The following is a 16593-nucleotide window of genomic DNA, read 5'->3' as shown; positions in this document are numbered from 1 at the left end:
TCAAGAAATGGTTCCGCGGGCGCGGAGATGGTCGACGATCGCGATCGCAGCGTCCTCGGTCGTCGTGACACTGGTGTCGATGTGAATGTCAGGGTTCTGCGGCGGTTCGTACGGCGAATCGATGCCGGTGAAGTTCACCAACTCGCCCCGTCGAGCCTTCTTGTACAGCCCCTTGGGATCTCGCTCCTCTGCGACGGCAAGCGCGGTGTCGACGAAGATTTCGACGAACTGTTCGTCGCCGATCAATTCGCGGGCGGCATGACGCTCGGCCTCGAACGGTGAAATGAAGGACGCGAGCACGATCAGACCGGCGTCCGCCATCAGTCGGGTGACCTCGGTGACGCGACGGATGTTCTCGACGCGGTCGGCTTCGGTGAATCCGAGGTCTCGATTCAGCCCGTGACGGACGTTGTCTCCGTCGAGGAGGTAGGTGTGCGCGCCGAGTGCGTGCAGTTGACGCTCGACATCGTTCGCGATGGTCGACTTTCCCGAACCGGAGAGACCGGTGAACCACAGAACTGCGGGTTGATGTCCCTTGAGCCTGGTGTGCGCGGCCTCGTCGACGTCGACGGATTGCCAGTGAATGTTGTCCGATCGACGCAGCGAGTGCGTGATCATGCCCGCACCGACAGTGCCGTTGGTAAGGCGGTCGATGAGGATGAAGCTACCGGTGTCACGGTTGCCGACGTACGGGTCGAACGGGACCGGTCGATCGAAACTGAGGTTGCACACACCGATTTCGTTGAGCTCGAGAGTAGTCGTTGCGGTCTTCTCGAGAGTGTTGACGTTGATCTTGTGTTTCGGTTTGGTGATGCGCGCAGTGACTGTGACGGTACCGATCTGGCACAGGAACGGCCGTTCGGGCAGCATGGGAGCCTCACCCATCCAGACGATGCAGGCCTCGAACTGATCGGCTACGGCCGGCGGATTGTCGCCGATGGACAGCACATCACCGCGACTGATGTCGATCTCGTCGGCGAGCGTGATGGTGACCGAGCGGCCCGCACCGGCAACGTCGAGGTCGCCACCCATGGTCACGATGCGCTCGACTGTGGACGTCTTTCCACTGGGGAGCACGCGGATGGGATCTCCGGGAGATACGGTGCCGGAAACGATCTGGCCGGAGAATCCGCGGAAGTCGAGGTCCGGCCGGTTGACCCACTGCACCGGCATCCGGAACGGAGCCGCGGCGGCAGCATCGTCGATGTCCACGCTTTCGAGATGCTCGATCAGGCTTGGTCCGGAGTACCACGGGGTATTCGCACTGCGCTCGGTGAGATTGTCACCCATGTATGCCGACATCGGGATGGCGACGAACCCGTCCAGACCGATCTCGTGAGCGAACTCTGCGTAATCCGCGGTAATGGCATCGAAGACCTCTTGCGAGTAGTCGACGAGGTCGAGCTTGTTCACGGCAAGCACCACGTGCTTGATCCCCAGCAACGACACCAGATACGAGTGCCGGCGGGTCTGAGTCAGTATCCCCTTGCGGGAATCGACAAGGATCACAGCAAGATCGGCGGTCGACGCGCCCGTCACCATGTTTCGGGTGTACTGCTCGTGCCCCGGAGTATCGGCGACGACGAACTTGCGTCGCTCGGTCGTGAAGTAGCGGTAGGCGACGTCGATCGTGATGCCCTGCTCACGTTCGGCGGCGAGGCCGTCGACCAGGAGCGCGAAATCGAGCCCCTCCCCCTGGGTTCCGCTCTTGCGCGAATCGGCTTCGAGCGCCGTCAACTGGTCGTCGAAGACGAGTTTCGATTCGTAGAGCAGACGGCCGATCAAGGTGCTCTTGCCGTCGTCGACGCTGCCGCACGTGATGAATCGCAGCATGCTCTTGTTTGCATGACGTTCGAGGTACGCCTCGATGTCGTCAGCGATCAGATCCGAGGAAACAGTCATCAGAAGTACCCCTCTTGCTTCTTCTTTTCCATCGATGCGCTGGAGTCGTGGTCGATGACCCGTCCCTGGCGTTCGGAAGTGGTGGTGAGCAACATTTCCGAGATGATCTCGGTCAGGCTCGTTGCGGTCGATTCGACGGCTCCGGTCAGCGGGTAGCAGCCGAGGGTGCGGAAACGAACGCTCTTGAGTTCCGGGGTCTCTCCCGGCAGTAACGGCATCCGGTCGTCGTCGACCATGATCAGCGCACCGTCCCGCTCTACGACGGGCCGCTTGTCGGCGAAATACAGCGGAACGATCGGAATCTCTTCCTGGCGTATGTATTCCCACACATCCAGCTCGGTCCAGTTCGAGAGAGGGAAGACGCGCAGGCTCTCGCCCGGCGCTTTGCGGACGTTGTACATCCGCCACAGTTCCGGTCGCTGCCGCTTGGGATCCCAACGGTGCGCAGCTGATCGGATCGAGAAGATGCGTTCCTTGGCGCGGGATTTTTCTTCGTCACGGCGGGCGCCGCCGAATGCAGCGTCGAACTTGTAGTGATCGAGGGCTTGTTTGAGGCCTTCGGTCTTCCACATATCGGTATGGACAGCGCTGCCGTGCGTGAACGGGTTGATCCCCTGCTTCACGCAGTCCGGGTTGGTGTGGACGATCAGATCGAGATCGCCTGCAGCAGAGGTACTGTCACGAAGTTTGTACATTTCACGGAACTTCCACGTGGTATCGACGTGCAGAAGCGGAAACGGCAGCTTCGACGGATAGAAGGCCTTGCGCGCCAGATGCAGCATCACGGCGGAGTCCTTGCCCACCGAGTACAACATCACCGGGTTCTCGCTCTGGGCAACAGCTTCACGCATGATGTGAATGCTCTCGGCTTCGAGTCGTTCGAGGTGCGTCAGTGTCGCGGTCATCGGCCCAGTTCCTCCAGTGCTTTCGGGGCGAGTTCTGGTCGGCAGATCAGCAGATCCGGCAACCACGGGTTTTCCTGGTTGTAGCGCAGTTCGCTGCCATCGATACGCGAAACATGCAGTCCCGCAGCACGTGCGACAGCAACGGGCGCCGCCGAATCCCACTCGTACTGTCCGCCCGCATGTGCATAGATGTCTGCCTCACCCGAGACGACCGCCATTGCTTTGGCTCCGGCGGATCCCATTTCGATCAACTCCGCGCCCATCGAGTCGGCCATGCGCATGACCGGTTCCGGACGACGCGTCCGCGATACGACGACTCGAACCGGCGTCGCGGCATCCCGTTCGGTTCGATCATCGCTGCTCGAATAGGTGACGCCAAGGGCAGGCTTTGCGACCGCACCTGTTGTGAGGACACCGTTTTCGGTCAGTGCAACATGAACGGCCCAGTCCGATCGTCCGGCCTCGCCGTACTCACGGGTGCCGTCGAGAGGGTCGACGATCCACACCCGATCCGCAGCCAGCCTCGCGAGGTCGTCAGCCCCTTCCTCCGACAGCACTGCATCCGCAGGAAAGCGTCGGGCAAGTTCGGCGACGATGAATTCGTGACTGAGCCGATCGGCCGCGTTCTTGAAAGTCGCGACATCACCGTCGTTTTCGCCGAGGGATTTCCGATGGTCGAGCAGAAGTTCTCCAGCCGCAGCGGCGATGTCGATCGCCGCGCGTTCATCGTTAGTGCGTGTCATAGGTACTCCACAACTGTGTAGACCTCCCGATCGATACGGGAAGAAAGGTCAGGCCGACCGCAGAGTGTCCAGCACTTTGCACTGGCCTCGATGTGGTCTGCGCCATACCGTAACACCAGAATGAACGATGTTCATTCTATTTCGAACAATGTTCATTCTATGATCTGAGTCACATCGAATTCTGGACGGCGCTCGACAACGAACAGTGTTCGATGTGAATTGAGGATGCCGACCACCGCGACTACGGTGATCAAATGAGCAGTACCAGCAGCAAGTCGATCTACGGCGACGCCGAAGTGCGTCGACGCCGAACTCTCGACGCGGCGATCTCGCTTCTGGACGAAGGAGGCTACTCCGCGCTCACGATCCGCGCTGTCGCCAAACGAGCCGGCACCAGCACTGGCCTGATCTACCAGTACTTCGTCGACAAGCAGGACATCTTCGCCGCCCTCCTCAGCGAAAGTCAGCTGGAAATGGCGGACTTCGTGAACTCGCTCCCTCGCGAGCAGGGACTGAGCGCCTTACTCGAGTCCATGATTTCCGAGTTTGCTCGGCACTGGGCACGGGTGGGTCGACTCACCACCACTTGGCGCGACATCGAAGGCATGGCCGGGTCCGACCGAGAAAGCATGCGGGAACTTCACGCATCCGTAGCGGTCTACAACTCGGCATTGATTCGAGCGCTCACCGAATCTGCTGCAGCCGAAGGGAGCCGGTTGATCGACGACCCCGCGTTGATCCATCTCGTGCTCTCCGGACTCAAAGGCCTGTCGGACACCATCGTCATCAACATCGCCAAAGAAGTCACACCCGAGTACTTCGTGAGCTTCTCCGCCCGGGCGCTCGCGCGGTCCATCACGGAGTGACGGACCGACACCTTACGAACGAACGAGGCGAGCGATGGCCGCCTGAGCTTCCTTGATCTTGACGTCCGCTTCCGGACCACCCTGCTTGGCAGCTTCGACGACGCAACCCGCAAGGTGGGCGTCGAGAAGCTTCAGGGACACGGACTGCAACGCGCTCGTCGCGGCGGATACCTGGGTGAGCACGTCGATGCAGTACCGGTCGTCTGCGACCATGCGTGAAATTCCGGCTACCTGACCTTCGATACGACGAAGGCGCTTGAGCAGATCGTCCTGCTCGGGGCTGTAACTACTCATACCGCAACTATACCCCCTACCCGTATGAGGGCTACTGCGATGCGACGAAGCCCACCCGGACGCGGCGCACGACATCGATGGCCATCAGCCCCGCAACCAGAATCGACAACCCGGCGCCCGAGATCCAGAGACCGTCGTAGTGCGTGCTCTCGAACGGTGGAGCGCCCTCCAGTATCGGTCCGAAGTCGGACGTCGTCGTACCCGCTCGCCAGCACACGACCGCCAGAATCGTTGCGGCGACGATACCGAGTACACCGATCCACGTCTTCACGTCGACACGCGGGGATGGCTGTGGCTCAGTCATCGGCAGACCCGTCCGGTTCGACACCAACCACAACGACCTGACTCAACGCCTCGCGCAGTGCCTGATCGTCCTTTGCCCACGCCCGCACCAATCCCCCGGTGGTCAAACGTAAGCCGATACCGTGCCGACGCCTGGGCACTCCGGACAGCTCACCGAGCGCGCGTGCCGTTTCCCACGGTTCCATTTCGTCCTCGTAGGCAGCGTCGTCGGACTCCGGGAACACCTCGGCGATCTCGGTGATCGGCACCTCTTCGGTTCCCTGACGCAACGTGGTCGCGGTCAGAAGTACGCTCGCGTGCCGCCGTGCTGCGATCACCTGCACGTAGACCAATCCGGTGAGGATCACGGCGAACATCGCCAGACCGAACCAATGCACCACCGGGCCCGTGAACAGTTCGATGACCAAGGCGATCAGGCAGAAGATCGGACCGAACGCGATGGCCCACCACCGAGAACCCGGTTCGTAGTACAGAACGTCCGGGCCGATTTCCGGCGCGCGATCAGCCACGGGCAAACCAACTTCGGGTGGTGTCGCGGTAGATCGCGACGCAGGCACAGATCAGCATGACGGGAACAACCAGCGCGAGCACGGTACTGATCCCGGCGACGACCAGCGCGATCTGCAGCACCGCGAACACTCCGGACACGATCACCAGGATCCGTCGGCACAGCGCCCTTCCGGCGCGAGTGGGACCGGCGAGGCCGCCGATCGCGAGGCCGGTCAACAGCAGAACCAGCCCTGACACCCGCACGAAGGTGACGTAGATGTCGATGTTTCCGGCCGAAACGCCTTGATCGGTGAACTGCTCACGCAACGAATACGAAGCGCTGGTGACATTGATCAGGCCGAAGAGTATGAGCAGGAACGCGCTGGCGATCCACAGCCAGAATGCTGCCTCGACAGCCGTCGGGCGCCTGACCTTCGTAGAGATACTCACGGGTTCAAGTGTGCGCTATCCGCTGACGATGCCCGGAATCATGAGCATCAGGAGTGTCACCAGAACAGAGGCTCCGAGGATCGCGAACAAGATCACTTCGGTGCGTGAACCACGTTGGCGCAGTGGCGCGTCGTGGGTGCTTTCCGTACGCAGGGCTTCCTGAGAACTCATCGCGTCCGACCTCTCCCCTACTACTTCAGTGACCCGTTTCACAGTACCCCGAGCTACCTACCGGTTCCCCGCCGGGGGGAAACGAAGAAAGTACGGATTGGACTCTTTTCGGTGCATCATCACGATCGCCCCGACAGCAGCAACTGCCTGCAGGATTTCCGCTCCGCCGAACAGCAGAGTGGCCGCGCCGCCGTCTCCGCCGAGCCCGAAGATCACCGGGATCGCGGAGACCAGCATGAAGACGCCACAGAACGTCAGCAACATTCGAGCCCAGTTCTTGCCGCGACTCATCGCGCGCACGAACAGAAGGAACACCGCGGTGACGATCACGACCAAAACCGCAGAGAACACGATGACCAGTGGGAACATGCCCTCCACGTCGGAACGCGTCAGACCGGCGTCGACAGCTGCCTGATTTCTGAGCATCTCGTCGACGAACATCGACTTCTGCCCGAGCAGCATCCAGATCATCGCGCCGCCCTGGACCAACCCCAGCGCCGTCACAGCCCACCACAACTGAATCGCAGTCACGACGTCCGTCGGCGGCTCGGGTTTCGGCGCAGGTCCCGGGTATCCGTTGTAACCGGGGCCGTATCCCGGGATCTGACCCGTCGGCATCGGTCCGAGTTCGCGGTACGGCTGATTCTCGAACGGCTGGTTCTCGTAGGGAGGTTCCCGGCGGGGCGGTTCCTGGCGCGACGGCGGCCACTGCTCGGTCATGACACCAGCGTATCGGTCGATACCGGCGCAGCCACCATGCGTGACTCCGTCACAGCCATCCGGCAACTTCCGACGCCCAGTACGTGAGGACCACGTCGGCACCGGCGCGGCGAATGCTGATGAGCGATTCGAGAATCGCCGCGTCCCGATCGATCCACCCGTTCTGCGCGGCCGCAGTGATCATCGAGTACTCCCCCGAGATCTGGTACGCAGCGACCGGAACCGGGGACCGGTCGGCGGTCTCACGCAGAATGTCCAGGTAGGACATTGCAGGCTTGACCATCACCATGTCGGCGCCCTCGGCGACGTCGAGGTCTACCTCGCGCATCGACTCGCGGCGATTGGCGCCGTCCTGCTGATACGTACGACGGTCGCCTTGCAGTGAGGATCCGACGGCTTCACGGAACGGCCCGTAGAACGCTGACGCATATTTCGCGGCATAGGCGAGCTGGCCGACATCGACATACCCCGAAGCATCGAGTGCACCACGGATCGCAGCCACCTGACCGTCCATCATGCCGCTGGGTCCGAGCAGGTGCGCACCCGATTCAGCTTGCGCGAGAGCCATTTCGACGTATCGGATCAAGGTCGCGTCGTTGTCGACAGCGCCGCCGGCAGTCAACACGCCGCAGTGGCCGTGATCGGTGAACTCGTCGAGGCAGGTATCTGCCATGATGACCGTCGAATCGCCGAGTTCGTCTGCCAGAGCGCGCAATCCGACGTTGAGGATGCCGTCGGGATCGGAGGCACCGGACCCCTGGGGATCCTTGTCCTCCGCCTTCGGGACACCGAACAGCATCAGGCCACCGACGCCGGCTTCCACCGCTTCCACCGCTGCGGACCGCAGCGAATCGAGGGTGTGCTGGAAAACGCCTGGCATGGAACTGATCTCACGCGGTGCGTCGATGCCGTCGGCGACGAACATCGGCAAAACGAGGTGCCGGGGTTCGAGCGAGGTCTCTGCCACGAGTCGCCGGAGCGCAGGAGTGCGCCGGAGCCGGCGAGGGCGATGAGTAGGAAACACGAGAAGTAGCCCTCCTTCGTCGGAACCTGTGAGCGGTTGAGGAGTCCACAGACTCCTCAACCCCTCACGGGTGCGCTAGCGCCTTCGAGACTTCTTGCGCGGGGGCGGCAAAGCACCTTCGGCGCGCAGACGAGCAGCATGCTCGGCGAGAGCCTCCACCAGCGGTCCCACCTGCGAGGTCTCGGGCTGCACGTCGACGCGCAGACCGAACTCGATAGCGGTTTCGGCCGTCTTCGGGCCGATGCACGCGACCAACGTGCGGGCGTGCGGCTTGCCGGCGATGCCGACGAGGTTGCGCACGGTCGAGGACGAGGTGAAGCAGACGGCGTCGAATCCACCGGTCTTGATCATCTCGCGGGTCTCGGCCGGCGGCGGCGCTGCCCGGACGGTGCGGTAGGCGGTGACGTCGTCGATCTCCCAACCGCGTTCGCGCAGGCCCTCTGCGAGGGTTTCGGTCGCAATGTCCGCCCGCGGCAACAGAACCCGGTTGACCGGATCGAAAACGTCGTCGTACGGGGCGAATTCGGCCAACAGGCCCTCGCTGGACTGCTCACCGGTCGGGATCAGCTCGGGGTTGATGCCGAACGAGCGCACCTTGGCTGCGGTTGCTTCACCGATGCAGGCGATCTTCACACCGGAGAAGGCGCGAGCGTCGAGGCCGAACTCTTCGAACTTCTCCCACACTGCGCGAACAGCATTGGTGGAAGTGAAGACGACCCACTGGTAGCGACCGTCGACGAGTCCCTTGACCGAACGCTCCATCTGAGCCGGGCTGCGAGGCGGCTCGACGGCGATGGTCGGAACCTCGATCGGGATCGCTCCGTGAGTGACCAGACGGTCGCTCATCTCGCCGGCCTGATCCTTGGTGCGCGGCACGAGGACGGTCCAGCCGTACAGAGCGCGCGATTCCCACCACGACATCTTGTTGCGCTGCGCGACAACCTTGCCGACGGTGACGATGAGCGAGCCCACCAGTTCGGATCCGGCTTCGTTGAGCGTCGCGAGAGTTGCCTCGACGGTTCGCTGCTGACGAGTGGTACCGCGGACGGTGATCGCAGCAGGCGTCTGCGGGGCCAAGCCGTTCTCGACCAGCGCGCTGGCGGTCTCGGCGAGATGTCCGGACGTCGCGTGCAGGACAAGCGGTCCCGGTGCAGCGGCCAGAGCAGCCCAGTCGACTTCACCGCGAACGTCGGCCTCGGTGTGACCCGAGCCGAGCGCCATGCCGGCGTAGCTCGGCACAGCCGAACCCGAAGGCAGACCCGGGAGAACCTCGAACTGAACCTGCGTGCGGGCGACTGCGGTGACCTCTGCGATCACGGAATCCGTGGTCAGCGGGTCGCCGGAGACCAGACGCACGACGTCGTGACCGTTCTTGGCCTCGTGCACCAATGTCTTTGCAACCTCGGCAGGCTCGCCGAGTGCCGGACGCACGTCCGCGATCAGCTCGCCGGTCTCCTCGTCGCGGCCCATGTCGATGCCGACGAGTGCGACGACGCCCTTGTCGACATCCGGATCGGTGAATGCCATTGCGGCGCCGGTGAGGACGTCACGTGCGCGAACGGTGAGCAGGGCGGGGTCGCCCGGTCCCGATCCCACGAACAGGATCCGTCCGGGAGTGTTCTTTCGGACTCGGGTCATCGGTGATTCTCCAGTGCGCTGTATCGAAATGGGAACTTGGTGCAAGTGCAAAGTGCGGCGTCAAACATCGGCTGCCTCGCCTGTAGTCACGTTCATCAACTCGCGGGCGCCGAGTTCGAGTAACTCGCGCGCTACCGCTCGGCCGAGTTCCTCGGCCTTGTCCGGCGCACCCACGGCGCCGGTACGGATGACGTCCGAACCGTCGATCGCGGCTGCGCAGCCGCGTACCGACAGTTCGTCGAAGATTCTGCCGTCGTCGTCGAGGGATTCGACGATCTCCGCGATCGCTCCCACCGGAGCGGTGCAGCCGGCTTCCAACTCGGCGAGCAGGGCGCGCTCGGCAGTAACTGCCGCCCGGGTACCCGCGTCGTCGTGCTCGGCGAGGATCGCCGCCAATTCCGCATTGGCAGAAAGGCATTCGACGGCCAGGGCACCCTGCGCCGGAGCGGGGAGCATCTGCACGGGCTCGATATTCTCGGTGATGAGATCGAGCAGCCCGATACGGGACAGGCCGGCGCGAGCGAGGATCACGGCGTCGAGTTCACCGGATTCGACCTTGCCGAGACGGCGCTGCAGGTTGCCCCGCAACGGCACGATGTCGAGGCCGAGACCGAGTGCCTTCAGCTGCGAAACACGGCGCGGCGCGGAGGTTCCCACCTTGGAACCGGCCGGAAGCTCCCCGAGGACCAGACCGTCACGGGCGACGAGCGCGTCACGCGGATCTTCGCGTGGCGGAATCGCCGCGATGACGAAACGCGGGTCCTGCGCGGTCGGTAAGTCCTTGTAGGAATGCACCGCAACGTCGACGCGGTTGTCCAGCAAGGCTTCTCGAAGCTCTGCCGTGAACACTCCGACGCCGATCTGCTGGACGGGATCGGTGGACTGGTCGCCCTTGGTCTTGATGATGACCAACTCGGCGGGATGTCCGGCCGCAATGAGGGCATCGCGCACGGTACCGGCCTGCGTGGTCGCGAGAAGACTTCCGCGAGTGCCGATCCGCAGCGGGCTCCCCGATCGAGGGGTGGTGACGCTCATGCCTGCAGGTCCCTTCCAGTGCGGTCGCCGTCCACCAGATCGGTGGGTGTGGCCACGGCCGCGGGAGATCCGGGGCTGAGTTCGAAGAGTTCGCGCAGCGCTGCTGCGTAGGAGTCGCCGCCGGGGGCCGACGCCAGTTGCTTGACGCGCACGGTCGGGGCGTGGAGAAGCTTGTCCACGACGCGGCGCACGGTGCGCGCAACCTCGTCGCGCTGCGGATCGTCCAGGCCGGGCAGACGCGAATCGAGTCGCATCAGTTCGGCTTCGACGACGTCGGCGGCGCGCTGACGCAAAGCCGTGACGGTCGGAGTGACCTCGGCGAGACGCTGTCCCGCGAGGTACGTCGCAAGCTCACCGGCAACGATGGTGCGTGCGGCATCTGCGTCGGAAGCGGCGGCGCCTGCCGCTGGATCACGCTGCAGCGTCTCCATGTCGAGAACGGTCACACCCGGCAGGCCGGCGACGGCGGGATCGATGTCGCGCGGCAGCCCGAGGTCGCAGATGACGAGGTGCTTGGTGTTGTCGCGATCGGGCTCGGCGAGTGCGCGGTGCACATCCGCCAGGGTGACCACTGCCCCGACCGCGCCGGTACAGGTCACCATGACATCTGCCTGCGCCATCGCGGCCGAAAGCTGATCGAAGGCAACACCGTCGGCGTCGACGCCGTTGGAGCGTGCCGTCTCTGCCAGGTGCTCGGCGCGTTCCTGTGTCCGGTTGACGACGACGATGCGTGCGATTCCGGCGCGGGTGAGATGCGCAACCGACAGACCGCCCATCGATCCTGCCCCGACAACCACGGCAGTGCGGCCGACCAGGCCGCCCTCACCGATGATGCCCGCTGCACGATCGAGAGCCACGGACACGACTGATGCTCCGGCGGAGTCGATTCCGGTTTCGGAATGCACTCGCTTGCCGACGCGCAGTGCCTGCTGAGCCAGTTCGTGGACTACGCGTCCGGCGGCCTGCTGCGCATCCGAAGATGCGTAGGCCGAACGGATCTGGCCGAGGATCTGCTGTTCGCCGATCACCATGGAATCGAGGCCGCTGGCCACCGCGAAGAGGTGCTCGACGGCTGCTTCGCTGTAGCGGACGTACGCGTGAGCGTGCAGCGCTGTCAGGTCGAGACCCGAATGGTCGGCCAGGATTTCACCGACCTCGGTGAGTGCACCGTGGAACGCGTCCACCACCGCGTAGACCTCCACCCGGTTACAGGTGGAGACGATCATCGCTTCGGAGATGTGCGAAGACGCCAGAAGCTTGTCGATCAGCTTCGGACGATCGGTGTCGGTGACAGCTACTCGCTCGAGCACCGGGACGGGCGCGGTTCGATGCGAGACCCCGACAAGCAGAACACTCACGGCGCGATCACTGATCCGTTTCTTGTCGAACCTGCTCCGACCGGAGCGGGTGAACTGGTGGATGGGACTGACGAAGCGGATGCGGCGTGAGCCACTCGTACTCGCGGCGCGCTGGATGCCTGATCGGCATTGCGCGCACTGTTGAAGGAGAGAACCTGCATCTCGACGGCTAGATCTACACGTCGCAGTTCCACGTGATCGGGAACGTCGAGGGCGATCGGCGAAAAACTCATGATGCAGCGCAGCCCGGCGCTGACGAACTGGTCGCACACGCCCTGAGCTGCCTCGTCCGGTGTGGAGATGACGCCGATGGTCGCATTCAGTTCACGGCAGGCGACGGTCAGTTCCTCGGTGCTGCGCACGACGAGATCCCCGACTCTGCTTCCGATTCGATCTGCATCACTGTCGAAGAGTCCGACCATCTCGAAACCGCGGCGGCTGAATCCGCCGTAGCCGACCAGCGCCTTGCCGAGGTTTCCGACTCCGACGAGAACGACCTTGTGCCCACGATCGAGTCCGAGTGCACGCTCGATGCGGATGCGGAGCCTGTTGACGTCGTACCCGACGCCGCGGACACCGTTGGGTCCGAGGAACGACAGATCCTTACGCAACTTCGCTGATCCGACACCTGACGCCTGCGCGAGTTCCTCGCTCGAGACGATGGAGGTACCCCGGTCGGACATCACTCCGAGGACCCGCAGGTATGCGGCCAAGCGCGTCACCGTAGCCTGGGGGATGACGCGATCCTGAGCGATCGGGTCGGTAACCGAGGCGCTGGAAGCGTCGGTGACGGAAGAGCCCGCAGCGCCGGTGACGCGCTGAGCCACAGGCTCATGCGTCTGGTGCGGTTCGGTCACGTCGCTGGCTCCTCGTCCGGTCGACACGACTGTCGACCTCCACGATGCTCCGGGGGAATGTTCACACCACGGTAACCGCTTGTGAACCCATGCACAAAGTTGCTCGAGACGGGTTCGATGTGCCGTTCACCTGCAAAGCGGCTCCGCGGACAACTTTGAGGGTTGCCTTACTTGCGTAAATCGTCACGAAGGCGCTCCTCGTCGACTTCCCAGTAACCGTGCTCGCGTCCGTCGAGAAGAATGACGGGCAATCTGTCTCCGTACTCCGCTCTCAGCTCTGGATCCGTCGCGGCAGCTTCGTCCACGTCGATGCACGTCAATTCCAGCTCGAACTCGGAACAGACCCGTCGCAGGACCTCCGCCGCGCCGACGCAGGACGCGCATCCTGCGCGTGTCAACAGGGTCACTTCATGCGTAGCTGCAGTCATCGACGCATACCTTTCTTCTACGGGGACGCCATCTACTTGATCGGTCGAGTGTGCCTCCGGAGCCCCACTCGGTACCAAATCGGCGGAGAGGAACGTCACACACCACAGGGAAGGTCACCATCCAACCCATCGGGCCTCATCGCGGAGGATAGGCTGACTCGAAGAGTTCTCTGCTCGAGAATGCAACACGGGAGGTGCGGGTGCCTGCGCGATCACTACCGAACGGCTCCGGATTCGGATCAGGGCTTGCCGGGGTCATTCTCCCCGGACGTCGCCATGTGAAGAATCCGCTGGGCCCGAGTGAGTCGGAAGTTCGAGCCAATCTCGCCGGCGAGGCGAGCGCTGACGCAGCTCTGGCATTGCACGAAGCTGCCAACCCCACAGAACCGGAAACCGGCGAAGAGCCCCCGGCCGTTCCGCGCGACCTCACGGCCGCCGCATTCTTCGACGTCGACAACACCATGGTGCAGGGTGCGTCGATCATCCACTTCGCCCGTGGTCTCGCTGCACGAAAGTATCTCAAGACCTCGGATCTGGTGGATTTCGCGTGGAAGCAGATCAAGTTCCGAGTCACCGGCCGAGAAAGTAGCGACGACGTCGCCGAAGGCCGCGAGAAAGCACTGTCCTTCGTGGCCGGTCGATCCACCGCCGAACTCGCCCGCCTCGGCGAGGAGATCTACGACGAGGTCATCGCCGACAAGATCTGGCCAGGCACGAGGGCGTTGGCCCAGATGCACCTCGACGCCGGACAACAGGTGTGGTTGGTGACGGCAACTCCGGTCGAACTGGCTCAGGTCATCGCCGAGAAACTGGGATTGACCGGCGCCTTGGGCACTGTCGCCGAGAGTGAGGACGGCGTCTTCACCGGCCGACTCGTCGGCGACATCCTGCACGGCATGGGCAAGGCGCACGCCGTACGGACGTTGGCGGTGCGTGAAGGACTCAATCTCAAGCGCTGTTCCGCCTACTCCGACAGCCACAACGACGTTCCGATGCTCTCGTTGGTGGGGACACCGGTGGCGATCAATCCCGACGCAGATCTTCGTGAACTCGCGAAGAACCGCGGGTGGGAAGTTCGCGATTTCCGCACCGGACGAAAGGCCGCCAAGATCGGCGTACCGACGGCGCTGGTGCTCGGAGCGGTCGGCGGGGCGCTCGCGGCAATTCTCGCCAGGCGCAAAGAACAGAACGTCTGAGCGGGTTCGGTCCGGATCGAGCAGCGATCCGGACCGAACTCAGCCGAGAAAGACGTTGCGACGCTTGGCCAACAGTCGATACAGCGTCTGCTGAATGGTTTCCCGGACGTGGTCCGTGACCTCGAACAGGACCATCGGATCGTCGGCGGCACCGCTCTCGAAGGTGTCGGTGACGATGGGCTTTCCGAACTCGATGTACCACTTCGACGGCAACGGAACCAGGCCGAGCGGCCCGAAGTGTGGAAACAGCGGTGTCACCGGGAAATACGGAAGACCGAGAACGCGTGCGAGTGTGGTGAGATCACCGATTTTGGGATAGATCTCCTCCGAACCCACGATCGAGCACGGAATGATCGGAACACCGGTTCGCATTGCGGCCGACACGAAGCCACCGCGCCCGAACCGCTGCAACTTGTACCGCTCACTGAACGGTTTCCCGATGCCCTTGAATCCTTCCGGGAACACGGCCGCGACTTCACCGTCGTTGAGCAGACGCTCGGCGTCGGGGTTGCAGGCCAACGTATGGCCGGCTTTGCGCGCCAGTCCACCCACGACCGGCATCTCGAATGCCATGTCCGCAGCCAACATTCGCAGTGGGCGATGCGCTGGATGGTGATCGTGCACGGCAACCGACGTCATCAGTCCGTCGATCGGGATCACACCGGCGTGGTTGGCGACCACAAGCGCTCCCCCGGTGAGGGGAATGTTCTCGATCCCACTGACCTCGACGCGAAACCACTTCTCGAACAACGGGCGCAACATCGGCATGACGACGTTGTCCGCGAAATGCGGGTCGAACCCGAACTCGTCGACCTCGTAGTCGCCGGACACCCGACGTCGGAGGAATTCTGCTGCCGAGGCGATCTGGTCGACGATCGCCGACCTGGCCGAATCGACGAACGTGCTCTCACCGCCGTGGTCGGCCGCCGAGGACACTCCGGACGGATGCCGGCGCTCACTTTGTTCACGGATGTCACGCTCCGCACCGGTGACGGACTCACGCGAACGGGAAGTTGCCGACTTTCCGGTGTGAGTTGCGCTGGGCCGCAGGGGAATTACCTTCGCCACGTCAGTCACCCCTTCACCGCACTTCGTCCCGACAGCGGCATGTGCATCACGTCTGCACTTGTTGCCGCCGCGGCGGTGTCACCGCCGAGGATGGTGGTCAACGCATTCTCCGCCCGATCGATCCACTCGGACTTGATGATCCGGCGCGTCTGCATCGCACGCATGAAATCGTCGAGTGCTTGCATGGTGGTCCATCGCGGCTCGAACCCCAGCTCGCTGCGCATGCGAGTGGTGTCGAGTCCGCAGCCGAACCGGAAATACTCGAGTTGCTCGTCGGTGTACAGCCTCATGGACGACCCCACCAACGCGCTGCCGACACTACGGAACAGAGCGAGCGGCATCGGAACTTCCACCCTGCCTGCCCGGCGAATCGCCTGCGACATCATGACCACTCCGTCGCCGGCGATGTTGTACGTACCCGAAGCGTGTCCGATGGTCGCCTTCTCCAGCGCCGCGAGGGCATCCTCGACGTGGAGCAATTGCAGGCGCGCGTTGCGCCCGACGATGGTGGGCACGAGTGGGGCGGTGACGTAGTGCCCGACGGTTGCAGTCAGCTGAGGTCCGATCAACGGCGCCAACCGCAGAATCCCGACCGAGATGTCCGGGCGCCGACGCCCCATCCCGCGGAGGTATCCCTCGATCTCGAGGCTGTCGCGGGCATATCCGCCCGGCGGCCGGCGGCGCGCACTCATTTCTTCGGTGAACTGAGCGGGATCCTTGGCACTGCACCCGTAGACGACCGAAGCCGAACGCAGGACCACCTTGCGAACCGTCGGAGCTTTCTGGCAGACCGCGAACAGTTGCATGGCGCCGATGACGTTCATGTCCTTCATCGCGGCGCGGCTGCCGGCTTTGGGGGCTTTCTGAAGCGTCGACGCGTGCACGACGGTGTCGACCTCGGCGTTTCGGATCACTTTGCCGATCAGCGGATTGCGGATGTCTGCTCGCACGAATTCCGCGCGGCCCATTCTGCGCATCATGTCCTTGCTCGGACTGACGGCGTCGACGGCGATGACACGCTCGATCGACGGATTCTGCGCAAGCCTGGTCACCAGGTAGCCGCCGAGAAATCTGCTCGCCCCGGTCACCAGTACGACGCGAGGCGTCGTGCCCCCTGAAGTGTTGTCACCTTCAACCACCAAGTAC

General features: G+C 63.4%; 19 protein-coding genes. 2 read left to right on the top strand and 17 right to left on the bottom strand.

Annotation, left to right across the window (positions count from 1 at the left end):
* Genes cysN through AOT96_RS18715 form a run of 3 tightly spaced genes read right to left on the bottom strand, consistent with a single transcriptional unit; the run spans position 1 to position 3550 of the window.
* Positions 1–1902 (bottom strand): sulfate adenylyltransferase subunit CysN, encoded by a 1902-nt coding sequence (cysN, locus tag AOT96_RS18725; RefSeq protein WP_065352126.1) that lies wholly within the window; start codon positions 1900–1902, stop codon positions 1–3.
* On the bottom strand, positions 1902–2807 hold the full coding sequence (gene cysD, locus AOT96_RS18720) for a sulfate adenylyltransferase subunit CysD (RefSeq protein WP_065352125.1): 906 nt from the start codon (positions 2805–2807) through the stop codon (positions 1902–1904). The genes cysN and cysD overlap by 1 nt, the downstream gene beginning before the upstream one ends.
* The gene (locus tag AOT96_RS18715; RefSeq protein WP_065352124.1) at positions 2804–3550 is read right to left on the bottom strand and encodes a 3'(2'),5'-bisphosphate nucleotidase CysQ; all 747 of its coding nucleotides are present in this window, start codon (positions 3548–3550) and stop codon (positions 2804–2806) included. The genes cysD and AOT96_RS18715 overlap by 4 nt, the downstream gene beginning before the upstream one ends.
* A gap of 254 nt (positions 3551–3804) precedes the next feature.
* Here AOT96_RS18715 and AOT96_RS18710 point away from each other — a divergent pair, with 254 nt between their 5' ends.
* On the top strand, positions 3805–4416 hold the full coding sequence (locus tag AOT96_RS18710; RefSeq protein WP_003942004.1) for a TetR/AcrR family transcriptional regulator: 612 nt from the start codon (positions 3805–3807) through the stop codon (positions 4414–4416).
* A 12-nt stretch (positions 4417–4428) separates the two neighbouring features.
* Here AOT96_RS18710 and AOT96_RS18705 read toward each other — a convergent pair whose 3' ends face one another.
* From AOT96_RS18705 to AOT96_RS18655, 12 genes are all read right to left on the bottom strand, one after another.
* Positions 4429–4710 (bottom strand): metal-sensitive transcriptional regulator, encoded by a 282-nt coding sequence (locus AOT96_RS18705; RefSeq protein WP_003942012.1) that lies wholly within the window; start codon positions 4708–4710, stop codon positions 4429–4431.
* A 31-nt stretch (positions 4711–4741) separates the two neighbouring features.
* Positions 4742–5014 (bottom strand): hypothetical protein, encoded by a 273-nt coding sequence (locus AOT96_RS18700; RefSeq protein WP_007735305.1) that lies wholly within the window; start codon positions 5012–5014, stop codon positions 4742–4744.
* On the bottom strand, positions 5007–5522 hold the full coding sequence (locus AOT96_RS18695; RefSeq protein ID WP_003941872.1) for a hypothetical protein: 516 nt from the start codon (positions 5520–5522) through the stop codon (positions 5007–5009). Before AOT96_RS18695 ends, AOT96_RS18700 begins: the two co-directional genes overlap by 8 nt.
* The gene (locus tag AOT96_RS18690; RefSeq protein WP_003942066.1) at positions 5515–5952 is read right to left on the bottom strand and encodes a hypothetical protein; all 438 of its coding nucleotides are present in this window, start codon (positions 5950–5952) and stop codon (positions 5515–5517) included. The genes AOT96_RS18695 and AOT96_RS18690 overlap by 8 nt, the downstream gene beginning before the upstream one ends.
* A gap of 15 nt (positions 5953–5967) precedes the next feature.
* Entirely contained in the window at positions 5968–6123 is a 156-nt protein-coding gene (locus AOT96_RS35770; RefSeq protein WP_003941930.1) for a hypothetical protein, read from the bottom strand.
* 57 nt (positions 6124–6180) lie between these two features.
* Positions 6181–6843 (bottom strand): hypothetical protein, encoded by a 663-nt coding sequence (locus AOT96_RS18685; protein ID WP_003942024.1) that lies wholly within the window; start codon positions 6841–6843, stop codon positions 6181–6183.
* Positions 6844–6892: 49 nt separating this feature from the next.
* Positions 6893–7867 (bottom strand): porphobilinogen synthase, encoded by a 975-nt coding sequence (gene hemB, locus AOT96_RS18680; protein ID WP_007735309.1) that lies wholly within the window; start codon positions 7865–7867, stop codon positions 6893–6895.
* A gap of 75 nt (positions 7868–7942) precedes the next feature.
* Positions 7943–9505: a uroporphyrinogen-III synthase gene (locus AOT96_RS18675; RefSeq protein WP_003941969.1), complete on the bottom strand. Its 1563-nt coding sequence runs from the start codon at positions 9503–9505 to the stop codon at positions 7943–7945.
* Between the two features lie 60 nt (positions 9506–9565).
* Positions 9566–10540, bottom strand: a complete 975-nt coding sequence (gene hemC, locus AOT96_RS18670) for a hydroxymethylbilane synthase (RefSeq protein WP_064113996.1) — start codon at positions 10538–10540, stop codon at positions 9566–9568.
* A complete protein-coding gene (locus AOT96_RS18665) occupies positions 10537–11898 on the bottom strand; it encodes a glutamyl-tRNA reductase (protein ID WP_003941867.1) in 1362 nt (453 codons plus the stop codon). Before AOT96_RS18665 ends, hemC begins: the two co-directional genes overlap by 4 nt.
* Positions 11895–12782, bottom strand: a complete 888-nt coding sequence (locus tag AOT96_RS18660) for a redox-sensing transcriptional repressor Rex (RefSeq protein WP_007735314.1) — start codon at positions 12780–12782, stop codon at positions 11895–11897. The genes AOT96_RS18665 and AOT96_RS18660 overlap by 4 nt, the downstream gene beginning before the upstream one ends.
* Positions 12783–12922: 140 nt before the next feature.
* Complete coding sequence (locus AOT96_RS18655) at positions 12923–13183, bottom strand: glutaredoxin family protein (RefSeq protein ID WP_003941953.1); 261 nt, start codon at positions 13181–13183, stop codon at positions 12923–12925.
* A 200-nt stretch (positions 13184–13383) separates the two neighbouring features.
* On the opposite strand from AOT96_RS18655, the gene AOT96_RS18650 reads away from it, so the two are divergent.
* Positions 13384–14379 (top strand): HAD family hydrolase, encoded by a 996-nt coding sequence (locus AOT96_RS18650; protein ID WP_003941873.1) that lies wholly within the window; start codon positions 13384–13386, stop codon positions 14377–14379.
* Between the two features lie 39 nt (positions 14380–14418).
* On the opposite strand, the gene AOT96_RS18645 is transcribed toward AOT96_RS18650, so the two are convergent.
* Together AOT96_RS18645 and AOT96_RS18640 are read right to left on the bottom strand one after the other, a co-directional pair.
* Positions 14419–15456, bottom strand: a complete 1038-nt coding sequence (locus AOT96_RS18645; RefSeq protein WP_007735315.1) for a lysophospholipid acyltransferase family protein — start codon at positions 15454–15456, stop codon at positions 14419–14421.
* Positions 15453–16586, bottom strand: coding sequence for an NAD-dependent epimerase/dehydratase family protein (locus tag AOT96_RS18640; RefSeq protein ID WP_003941967.1), 1134 nt, complete (start codon positions 16584–16586; stop codon positions 15453–15455). The genes AOT96_RS18645 and AOT96_RS18640 overlap by 4 nt, the downstream gene beginning before the upstream one ends.
* Positions 16587–16593: the final 7 nt, after the last annotated feature.

This window comes from Rhodococcus sp. 008 (assembly GCF_001682295.1).
Lineage (GTDB): Bacteria > Actinomycetota > Actinomycetes > Mycobacteriales > Mycobacteriaceae > Rhodococcus_F > Rhodococcus_F qingshengii.
Note: the sequence above shows the minus strand (reverse complement) of the source record. Positions and strands in the feature narration are given on the sequence as shown.